This is a genomic window from Streptomyces sp. NPDC059037 (assembly GCF_042740015.1).
Classification (GTDB): Bacteria; Actinomycetota; Actinomycetes; order Streptomycetales; family Streptomycetaceae; genus Streptomyces.
The window spans coordinates 1-10003 of sequence record NZ_JBHYIG010000334.1 but is presented as its reverse complement, the minus strand read 5'-3'; the positions used below and the strand labels follow the sequence as shown (position 1 = coordinate 10003).

Annotated in this window: 11 protein-coding genes; 9 read left to right on the top strand and 2 right to left on the bottom strand. The window is 70.2% G+C overall.

The features are described 5' to 3' along the window. The first annotated feature begins 117 nt into the window (after positions 1-117). Together ACFWY6_RS40390 and ACFWY6_RS40385 are read left to right on the top strand one after the other, a co-directional pair. Positions 118-468 carry a hypothetical protein gene (locus ACFWY6_RS40390; protein ID WP_384701344.1) on the top strand — a complete coding sequence of 117 codons (351 nt, stop codon included), beginning with the start codon at positions 118-120 and terminating at the stop codon, positions 466-468. Positions 469-501: 33 nt separating this feature from the next. Continuing rightward, positions 502-1194 (top strand): aspartate/glutamate racemase family protein, encoded by a 693-nt coding sequence (locus ACFWY6_RS40385; RefSeq protein WP_384701341.1) that lies wholly within the window; start codon positions 502-504, stop codon positions 1192-1194. A 106-nt stretch (positions 1195-1300) separates the two neighbouring features. On the opposite strand, the gene ACFWY6_RS40380 is transcribed toward ACFWY6_RS40385, so the two are convergent. Next, positions 1301-2254, bottom strand: a complete 954-nt coding sequence (locus ACFWY6_RS40380; RefSeq protein ID WP_384701338.1) for an RNA polymerase sigma factor SigF — start codon at positions 2252-2254, stop codon at positions 1301-1303. A gap of 238 nt (positions 2255-2492) precedes the next feature. On the opposite strand from ACFWY6_RS40380, the gene ACFWY6_RS40375 reads away from it, so the two are divergent. The 7 genes from ACFWY6_RS40375 to ACFWY6_RS40345 all read left to right on the top strand — a co-directional run bounded on the left by ACFWY6_RS40375 (position 2493) and on the right by ACFWY6_RS40345 (position 8863). Next, positions 2493-2861 (top strand): STAS domain-containing protein, encoded by a 369-nt coding sequence (locus ACFWY6_RS40375; protein WP_384701336.1) that lies wholly within the window; start codon positions 2493-2495, stop codon positions 2859-2861. A 252-nt stretch (positions 2862-3113) separates the two neighbouring features. After that, positions 3114-3629, top strand: a complete 516-nt coding sequence (locus ACFWY6_RS40370) for an ATP-binding protein (RefSeq protein ID WP_266866187.1) — start codon at positions 3114-3116, stop codon at positions 3627-3629. Positions 3630-3836: 207 nt separating this feature from the next. Next, positions 3837-4556 carry an LPXTG cell wall anchor domain-containing protein gene (locus ACFWY6_RS40365; protein WP_384701333.1) on the top strand — a complete coding sequence of 240 codons (720 nt, stop codon included), beginning with the start codon at positions 3837-3839 and terminating at the stop codon, positions 4554-4556. Positions 4557-4702: 146 nt separating this feature from the next. Next, a complete protein-coding gene (locus ACFWY6_RS40360; RefSeq protein WP_384701331.1) occupies positions 4703-5680 on the top strand; it encodes a WxL protein peptidoglycan domain-containing protein in 978 nt (325 codons plus the stop codon). Between the two features lie 62 nt (positions 5681-5742). Beyond that, a complete protein-coding gene (locus tag ACFWY6_RS40355) occupies positions 5743-6837 on the top strand; it encodes a hypothetical protein (RefSeq protein WP_384701347.1) in 1095 nt (364 codons plus the stop codon). Continuing rightward, positions 6834-8204: a hypothetical protein gene (locus ACFWY6_RS40350; RefSeq protein ID WP_384701328.1), complete on the top strand. Its 1371-nt coding sequence runs from the start codon at positions 6834-6836 to the stop codon at positions 8202-8204. Before ACFWY6_RS40355 ends, ACFWY6_RS40350 begins: the two co-directional genes overlap by 4 nt. Before the next feature lie 188 nt (positions 8205-8392). After that, positions 8393-8863, top strand: a complete 471-nt coding sequence (locus tag ACFWY6_RS40345; protein WP_384701325.1) for a hypothetical protein — start codon at positions 8393-8395, stop codon at positions 8861-8863. Between the two features lie 104 nt (positions 8864-8967). Here ACFWY6_RS40345 and ACFWY6_RS40340 read toward each other — a convergent pair whose 3' ends face one another. Then, the gene (locus tag ACFWY6_RS40340; protein WP_384701322.1) at positions 8968-9795 is read right to left on the bottom strand and encodes an alpha/beta hydrolase; all 828 of its coding nucleotides are present in this window, start codon (positions 9793-9795) and stop codon (positions 8968-8970) included. Between the last annotated feature and the right edge of the window lie 208 nt (positions 9796-10003).

Sequence of the window (10003 nt, the reverse complement as noted above, 5' to 3'; positions counted from 1 at the left end):
GGCGGCGGGGGGGGGGGGGGGGGGGGCGCGGCCCCCCGCGTCGCCGGCGGGTGGGGGGTGCTCACCCCCCCCGGGGCCCGACAGCAAGACCGTCTGGTGCGAGCTGGGGGAGGGGTGATGCAGCCGTACCGCCTTCTCGGAGTCCTTCTCACCCGCCTCCTCGCCCGGTTCCTGCCCGGCACGGGCGCACGCCGTGCCCACGCTGCGACGGAAGAGCCCCCGCCCAAGCCGAGGTCAAGCCGGCCGCATCCCGAACCGCGCGCCCAAGCACTTCCCCGCAGCCCGTACGCACGCGAGGTCACCGAGGATCGCCCCATCGACGTCAGCGGCACCCCTCTCGCTCGCCCCTACTACCGCGCCGCCGAACGCTGCCTGCTGCAGGCGGAACGACGACTGGCGCCGGCCCTCGCGCTGGAGGGCGTGGACTACGGCCCGGCAGTCATCCACGGCGTGGCGCTGCCCGTCTGAGGGGCGCTGTCCCACGGGTGCGATCCTGGCCCCATGAAGACCATTGGCCTCATTGGCGGCATGAGCTGGGAGTCCAGCGCCGCGTACTACCGGCTGCTCAACGAACTCGTACGCGAGCGCCTAGGCGGACTGCACTCCGCCCGCTGCGTGCTGTACTCCGTCGACTTCGCGGAGATCGAGGAGCTGCAGGTCGCGGGGGAGTGGGAGCGGGCGGGCGAGCTGCTCGCCGCTGCCGCCAAGGGAGTTGAGGCCGCCGGCGCGGACCTCGTGCTGATCTGCACCAACACCATGCACAAGGTCGCCGACCAGGTACAGGGCGCCCTCTCCGTGCCGCTGCTCCACCTCGCGGACGCGACCGCCGATGCCGTGCTCGACGCAGGCGTGCGGCGCGTGGCGCTGCTCGGTACCGCGTTCACCATGGAGCAGGACTTCTACCGGGAGCGGCTCACCGCGCGGGGGCTGGATGTCCTGGTGCCGGATGCGGAAGGGCGGGCGCTCGTCCACCGGGTGATTTACGAGGAGTTGTGCGTGGGGGTGGTGCGGGACGAGTCCCGCGCGGCGTACCAGGGGGTCATCGCCGATCTCGTACGTGACGGCGCCGAGGGCGTGATCCTGGGCTGTACGGAGATCGAGCTGCTCATCTCCCAGGAACACAGCGAGGTCCCGCTGTTTCCGACCACCCGGATCCACGCGGAGGCAGCCGTCGCGGCCGCGCTGCACAGCTGAAGAAGCAGAGCTGAGAAGCAGAGCTGAGAAAAAGCAATCGCCGGACGGGCAGCTCAACTCATTGAGCCCGTCCGGCGATTGAGGACAGCTTGGGCAACACTCGGGGTCACTCCTCGACGGTCAGACCCTTGCGGAGCTTGACGAGAGTTCGTGACAGCAGTCGCGACACATGCATCTGGGAGATGCCCAGCTCGTCGCCTATCTCCGACTGCGTCATGTTGGCGACGAAGCGGAGCGAGAGAATCTTGCGGTCGCGCGGCGGCAGTTCGGCGATCAGCGGCTTCAACGACTCGACGTACTCGATGCCTTCGAGCCCGTGGTCCTCGTAACCGATGCGGTCCGCGAGCGCACCCTCGGAGTCGTCCTCCTCCGGCTGGGCGTCCAGCGAGCTTGCCGTGTACGCGTTGGAGGCGGCCATGCCCTCAACGACCTCGTCCTTGGAGATGCCCAGGCGCTCGGCGAGCTCGCCCACCGTGGGGGCGCGATCGAACTGCTGGGCGAGTTCGTCGCCCGCCTTGGCGAGGTCCAGTCGGAGTTCCTGAAGGCGGCGCGGCACGCGCACCGACCAACTCGTGTCGCGGAAGAAGCGCTTGATCTCACCGACGATGGTCGGCATGGCGAAGGTGGGGAACTCGACGCCGCGGCTGAGCTCGAAGCGGTCGATCGCCTTGATCAGGCCGATGGTGCCGACCTGGATGATGTCCTCCATCGGCTCGCTGCGGGAGCGGAACCGGGAGGCGGCGAACTTCACCAGGGCGAGGTTGAGTTCGACCAGCGTGTTGCGGACGTACGCGTACTCGTGCGTGCCTTCCTCGAGCGACTCGAGGCGTTCGAAGAGCGTCTTGGACAGAGCCCTCGCGTCCAGCGGCCCGACCTGGTCGTACGGCGGGATCTCGGGCAGATCTGCGAGCCCGTTCTCCAGGGCTTCCACATCCGGCGCGACCAGGGTCGCTTCGGTGCGAGGGCCGGGGAGTGCTGCCTCGACGCGGGTCGGCGGGAGTGTCGACGTCGCTTGGTCAGTATGCGATTCGTCGAGCCGGGGTGACATGGTGTCCTCCATCGTTCTCGGCATATGGCTGCCGATGCCAATACGTGCACTGCGGTGTGCGGCGCCTCCAAAGCCGTCCGTGTTGATTGCTGTCTCTTCTACCCCTACCCGCTTCCACAGCTCAGTCGCAAGTGCGTTCTGCGGCGAAATGTCCGAATTCAGGGGGATGTTCGGGTACCCGAGGGCGTACGGAAGGCGTAATGTTCAAGGGCGTCATCAACAGCCACGACGGTCGGAAGTGAGTGACGGAATGGACCGCGGGACGGTCGGCAGCGCACATCGGGGCCGACTTCTGGTCGAAGTGCGAGGAGAGGGCCCGAGTGCCGTCGTGACTCCGGCGGGTGAGTTGGATCACCACACCGCCGATCTGTTGCGTGAGCCACTCGAGAGCTGCCTCGACGACGGCTTCTCGCGCCTTGTCATCGATTGTTCGGGGCTGGAGTTCATGGACTCCACGGGACTCAACGTGCTTCTCGGCGCCCGGCTCAAAGCCGAGGCCGCGGGAGGTGGAGTCCATTTGGCAGGGATGCAGCCGGTGGTGGCCCGGGTCTTCGAGATCACCGGGGCCGAAGCGGTCTTCACCGTCCACGAGACGCTAGAAGCGGCGCTGACCCTCTGAGCGGGGCGCCCGCTGACGGTGCGTACTCAAGAGTTACGCGCCAGTTGTCTCTGCGTGATCGTCGCGTTACCAGCGTCACACGGGCCGCACCGAATAAGTGGGTGTTCTCACGGTTCGGCCGGGCAGGAGACACCCTGGATCCGTCAGCAGAAGTCCGGTCAGGAGTCCCCTCGGAAGTCGCGTCAGAAGTCTCTAAAACAATCTTGTCCAGTTTCTTGTCCAGAGTCCCCTTGTCGGTGAGGTGAAGCGCTGATGAGCACCACCCGGCCTTACTCGCCGGGCGACCGCGGCCCGGAGTCGGAGGCCGCCGTCGCGGACGCTCCTGAGGGTCCGGCCTCCGCGGCTGCGGTCGGTCAGGGTCGCCAGGTCCGCAGGCTGAGCCTGAACGGCGCGAGCGGCATCGTCCCGCTCGCCCGGGACTTCGCGCGGCAGGCCCTGCAGGCGTGGGGCTGGCTGCCCGCGGCGGGCGCCGATCAGCGCGCGGCCGCGGAGGATGTCCTCCTCGTCGTCTCCGAGCTGGTGACCAACGCGTGTCTGCACGCCGAGGGTCCGGACGAGCTGTGGCTCTCCTCCGACGCCAAGGTGCTGCGCATAGAGGTCTCCGACCGCGGCGCGGGCCAGCCGGCGCCGCGCACGCCGCACCGCGCGGGGCGGCCCGGCGGGCACGGGATGTTCATAGTGCAGCGGCTCTGCCTGGACTGGGGGGTCGTCAGGACCCCCGGTGTCTCCGGCAAGACGGTGTGGGCTGAGCTGAGCGCGCCCGTGTAGTGCGCGCTCGGGCCGCCCTGTGTAGCGCCCGCCCAATTCCCCCTTGGGTTACCCACGGTTCGTTCACGCGCCGGATCACTACAGATCCGGCGCGTTCTTTGTCTTCCCTCGGCAAGGCCCCGGGCGTACCTTGAGCGCCCAATCTGATGTGCCGTCAGTAAATCCGCACCCCGCGGCACGCCACGACCGGCATGAGGGGAACTTGAGGTGTCTCACCAGAAACGCAGGGCCGCACTCGCGCTCGCCACGGCTCTGGCCGGTGGCTCGGCGGTGCTGATGGCCGCCCCCGCCGCGCAGGCCGAGGTCCAGGATGTCAACTACCAGTGCAAGACGCCCATCGGGAACAAGGGCGCGGTCTCGCCGATCGACATCAAGAGCGTCAAGAGCGGCAGCGGCTACAAACTCACCATGTCCTTCCAGAAGGGCGTCTCCTCCAGCCCCGTGGAGCTCGGCAAGGGCGCGATGAAGCCGAGCGCGCTGATCAAGCTGGGCGGTGCCGAGAGCGGCACGGTCCCGGTCTCCGGGGCGCCCAACGACAAGGCGATCCCCGCCAACACCCCCATCAAGATCAGCGATCTGACCGGGACGTACACGCCGAAGAAGAGCGGCAAGGTCACCTTCACCGCCGGTGTCCTGACCATCAAGGCGCTCGGTACGACGACGACGTGCACTCCGTCCAACAGCCCCAAGCCCTCGCTCTCCCTGGACGTGAAGGGGTCGGGCGGCGGCACCACAGGCGGCGGATCGAGTGACGACAGCGGCTCCGGCGGCTCGGCGAGCGCCCCCTCCGGCGGCGACGAACTCCCGCAGACCGGACCCGCGGATTCCGCGATCGCGCTCGGCACCCTGGGCGGCACGGTGCTGCTCGCGGGCGCGGCCGGTGCGCTGTGGCTGACCCGCAGGAACCAGGCGGCGCGTTCGCGATAGGCGCGGTGCGCGGCGTCGTGGGGACGCGGTGACCGCGCGCGCCCTCATTCCGACCGCCGCGTACGACGCGTTCATCGCGTACGACGCCTCCCTGGCGCCCATCGCGTACGACGCGTTCATCGCGTACGAAGATCCAGGAGCCGCCGATGCCGTCGCTGCTGTCCGTTGCCCGCGCCCTCCCCCTGGCCGTGGCCTTACTGGTGACGGGCGCGGCCGTGGCGACGCCCGGGTACGCCGACGAGTCCGGAGCGTGGTCCGTCGCGCCATCGGCCGGAGGCGGGACGCGGCCCGCGAAGGACGGGCGGCCCTACTTCTATGTGGAGGGCACGCCCGGTTCCGTCCTCGAGGACACGGTGACGGTCACCAATCCGGGGTCGAAACCGCGCACGATCGAGCTGACCGGCGCGGACGCGGACAACACGCGGGGCGGCGCCTTCTCCCTGGGCCGGGGGAAGCCCACCGACACCGGCTCCTGGATCACCTTCGCCCGGCGCGAGGTGAAGGTGCCGCCGCGCACCCGCGCCGAGGTGCCGTTCAGCGTGAGCGTCCCCGAGGACGCCATACCGGGCGACCACCCCGGCGCTATCGTCGCGCGCGGCGGCGGGCGCGACGCGGGGGTGCGGGTGCATCTGCGGGTCAGCGGCCCGACGCTGTCCGCGCTGACGGTGGAGAAGGTGAAGGCGGAGGGTTCGCGCATCACGTACGACATCGTGAACCGCGGCAACACCGTCCTGACCCCGAAGCTGGCGGTCCGCGCCGATGGCCTCTTCGGCACCCTCCTGGACCGCCCCGCCCGCCCCCTCCCCATCGAACTCCTCCCCGGCCGCAGGGTCACCCTGACGGAACCGTGGCAGGACGCCCCTTCCCTCGACTCCGCCGATGTGACCCTCACGGTGACGGCGGCGGGCGATGCCAGGGACGAGGCGTCGGCCTCGGTGCGCTTTGTGCCGTGGGGCTGGGTGGCGGGGGTCGGGGCGGCACTCCTTGGGCTTGCGGGGGCGGCGTTCTGGTTCGTACGCAGACGTCGGGGGCCAGTGGGGGAACCACCGCCGGACGAGCTTGAACAGAGCAGTGCAGAGCGGGAGTTGACGTCAGCAGGGACGGGAAGGGGCGAGCAGCTGTGAACGGCTACCGGAAGGGGCTGCCCGCGTTGCTGGCAGTAGTGGCCCTGCTCGGCTTCGCGCTGATGCCGCAGGCGTCCGCCGCGGCCAAGCCAGAAGTAACCCTCTCCAAGGCCCAGGCCGGCAAGGGCGGCGACATCACCGTCAAGGGCAAGGCCTGGCGCCCCGACGCCCTCCTGATGATCCTCATCTGCGGCCAGGCCACCCCGGCCAGAGGCGTCCCCGGCGGCACGAACTCCTGCGCCAACGCGGAGGGCCTCGCCGTCACCACCAGGAGCGACGGCACCTTCACCAAGAAGCTCCCCGTGGCGGAGCCGCCGAAGCCGTGCCCCTGCGTGGTCCACGTGGCGACCGTCACGGGGGAGAAGGCCCAGGCGGACGCCCCCTTCAAGGTGGCCGGCCACCCGGTGGAAGCCCTGCCCAAGCAGCAGGGCGGCGGCAGGCTCTCCGTCCTCACCGACACCCGCCTGGAAGGATCCAGCGGCGTACTGACCTGGTTCGGCGCCCCCCCGTCCCGCAAGTTCGTCTTCACGGTGGGCAACGTCGGCTCCGCCCCCGTCAAGGACCCGATCTTCCAAGTGGGCTCCTCCCACGGCGTGTTCGCCCCGCAGTGGGAGGAGCAGCAGTGGCGCGGCACCATAGCCCCGGGCAAGAAGGCGCAGATCAAACTGCCGGTGGAGCTCTCGGCGGGAGCGCACGGCAACTACCTGGTCTCGCTGAAGTTCGGCGGCAAGGTCCTCGCCGAGCAGCCCTGGGGCGTCGGCCGCCCCTGGGGCGTCACCCTCTTCTGGATCCTGCTCTGCGTGGTCGTGCCGGCCGCCGTCTTCCGCATCGGCATGGCGGTGGTGGACAGGCTCCGTCCGAACCGCCGCGGTGGCGCGCGCGTCCGTACCGCGGGGCGGCACCGCACCGGCAGGCTCGCCGAACTCACCGACCGGCTGCCGAAGTTGCGGCTGCCTCAGGGGGCGGTCGCGGCGGATCAGGCGGCGCGCGGCAAGCAGCGTACGAAGCCGGCCGTCACGGAGGAACCCGGTACGCACACGACCGCCCTCCCGTGGTTCACCCCTGACACCGACCCCGGCGGGACCGCACCCGCCGGACAGCTCTCCGCACCGTCAGAGAACAGCCCGACGACGAATACGACGAAGGGAAACACGTGATCAGCAAACGACGGAGAGCGGGCGCGGCCTCGGTCTCGCTCCTCCTTGGCGGGGCGGGCATCCTGTTTGCGGCGGGCCCTGCGCAGGCGGCCGAGGTGGCGTACAAGACGGAGTGCATCCCGCCGGCGATCTCGGGTCTGCCGCCGGTGCAGGGCACCACGAAGGTGGAGATCACCGCGCCGGCCACCGCGAAGGTGGGCGACGAGGTCGAGGTCGTATGGAAGACGACCCAGGCCGCGTCCAAGAACCCGGACATCCTCGACCTCGACAAGGACACGGTGAAGCCGACCGGCACCATCAAGGTGGCGGGCGGTCAGACCGGGGACCTGGCGATGGCGGGCGAGCGGGTCAATCCGCCGATCAAGAAGAACAGCCCGATGGTCCTGTCCGACATGAAGGGCAAGCTGAAACTGACCAAGGCGGGCGACGTCACGCTCACCCCGGACGCGTACAACATCAACGTCAGCAAGCCGATGTCGACCGACACCAAGTGCACGCCGAAGGAGCAGGTGAAGGCGGGCGCGACCATCAAGGTGACGGACGGCGGCGGTAGTTCGGGCGGCGGTACGTCAGGTGGCTCGACCGGCGGCGACACCGGCGGGACGGGCGGTTCGTCGGGTGGCGACACCGGTGGTGACACCGGCGGCGACACGGGAGGCGACACGGGAGGCGGCTCGACCGGCGGCTCGACCGGCGGCTCCACCGGCGGTGGCGGCGGCGAGACCGACTTCACCGGCAAGGAAGTCCAGATCCCCTACAAGTGCAAGACGCCCATCGGCGACAAGGAAGCGACGTCCCCCGTCCAGATCGACGCGAAGAAGGACGGCGGGAACTACGGCCTGACCGTGCAGTTCAAGAAGTCCGTCATGGACAGCCCGGCCGACATCCCCGCGGACTCGGTGAAGCCGTCGATGGAGGTCAAGCTGGGCGGCGCGGACAAGGGCACGGTGCACGTCGAGGGCCCCACCAACAAGGAGCCCATCAAGTCCGGCGAACCGATCAACATCCCTGACCTGACCGGCACTTACAAGCCGGGCGCCGACGGTAAGTCGACGCTCTCGCCGGGCGTCCTGACGGTCGAGGCACTCGGTACGACGACGACCTGCACGCCGGCCAAGACGGAGGTGTCCCTGGAGATCGACACGGCGGCCCAGCCCGGCGGCGCGGCCGGCGGGTCCGGATCCGCGGGCGGCTCCGACACGGGCGGCTCGGCCGGGGGTTCGTCCTCTGGCGGTGGTGACCTCGCCGAGACCGGCGCCGACGACAACGGCGCGCTGCGGGCCCTGGGCCTGGTCGCCGGCACGGTGATCCTGCTGGGCGGCGCGGTGTTCACGTTCCTGCCGAGGCGGAGGGGCGGCCTGCGCTAGCGGTTCCCGGGGTGCGGGGTGGTCTCTCGGCCCCGCACCCCTTCGGGGAACTGCCCCTGGGTCGCTCTCCCGCCCGTTTCGGGCACGGCCGAAACATCTGGACCGTTCCGGCGCACATCCCCGACCTTGAGGTGTACGGGGAAGCACCGAACCCGACCAGCTCGGTGCGATCGGAACGGAGACATCAGATGACGGCGACGAGGAAGACCTTCGTTCGCGTCGGCACCGTCGCGGCTGCGGCCGTGCTCACGGCGGGCGGCGTGACGACGGCCCAGGCGGCCGGGTCCGGACCGGAGGCCAAGGGCACGTCCGGGTACTCCAAGTCGAGTGCCGGCTACGGCTACGCGTCCGCCAAGTGGAAGTGGAAGGGCCCGGGCTCGACGAGCAAGGTCAAGTTCTACGTGAAGGACAAGAGCTGCAGGGACGGCTACGACGCCTTCGCCTTCATGCAGTTCAAGGGGGCGGACGGCGCGGTCATCACCGGGAAGGCCCGTCCCGAGGACGAGACCTGCGGCAACGGGGGCATCAAGGAGACCCACCCCGGATTCAGCGACGGCTTCAACGTCAAGAAGGCCCGCGTGGTCGTGTGCAAGGACGACGTGTGGGGCAGCGGAGACACCTGCAAGAAGGGCAACTGGCACCGCAACCCCAAGGCCTGACCCGCGGGTCAGGCCCTCTATGACCGGATGTCCGGCCCTCTTCAGGCGAGGGCCGGGCATCTGGCGTTCAGGTGGGCAGCCATGCGGTGACCCTGTGACCCTGCCTAGGCGCTGTGCTCGCGCAACCACCCCAGCACTAATCGCCTCAACTTGGGCGACTTCAGGAGTACGCCCCCATGCGCCGCCCCCGGCTCGACGCACACGGTGGCGTCCTCCATCCCCAACACTCCCTGGGACCGGGCGAGTTCATCCGAGTGCGCGACCGGCACGAAGTCCCCCGCCGAGTGGGCGAGGAGCATGGGCGCGTCGTCCGGGCCCGACGCGTGTGACGTGGCGGCGAGGTCGCCCCACCGGTTCCAGCACGGCTGCCCGCCCCGGTCCGGCGAGCATCCCGCGAGCAGTCGGGCCGCCCGCCGCAGACCGCGCTGCGCGGACGAGGCTGCGGGCCGCCCGCCGTCCACCCAGGCGCGGTAGGGCGAGGCGACGGGGGAGAGCGCCACGACGCCGCGGACCCGTGTGCCGCCGGCCCCGTACGCCCCTGCGCTCAGGGCGAGATGGCCGCCCGCGGACGATCCGAGCACCAGCGGCCGCTCGCCCAACCGCCGCTCCACCCACCGCAGCGCCGCGAGCACGTCGTCGCGCTGCGCGGGCCAGGCGGCGTCGGTGGCGAGCCGGTAGTCGGTGTCGTACACGGTGAACCCCTGCCCGGCGAACCACCGGGCCCAGCCGCTCCAGTCGGTGTCCCGCACCCAGGACCCGCCGTGCAGGATCAGCAGGGCGGGGCCCCCGTCGCCGTACACGGTGAGGGTCTGCCGAGGGTGCCACCCGTACGGGAAGGTCTTGCCGGGCGGCGGCTCGGGAGCGGCCTGGACGGCGGCACTGGACGACAGCAACGCCACACAGAGGGCGAGGGCCGGCAACGTACGACGCATGGCCAGATGCTTCACCCGAAGCGGCCGTCACCGGTGGGGAAACGTTCCGCATCACCGCAGAGGGCTATGGAACGGCCCTGTGTTCGGTAGGAATGGCGGCCGGTCGCCGAAACGACGGCGAGGGCCCCGCCCCCGCGAACAGATAAACAAAACCCACACCACCAAAACCCCCACCAAAGGCGGGGGCGGGAGGAGGGGGTGATAGAGC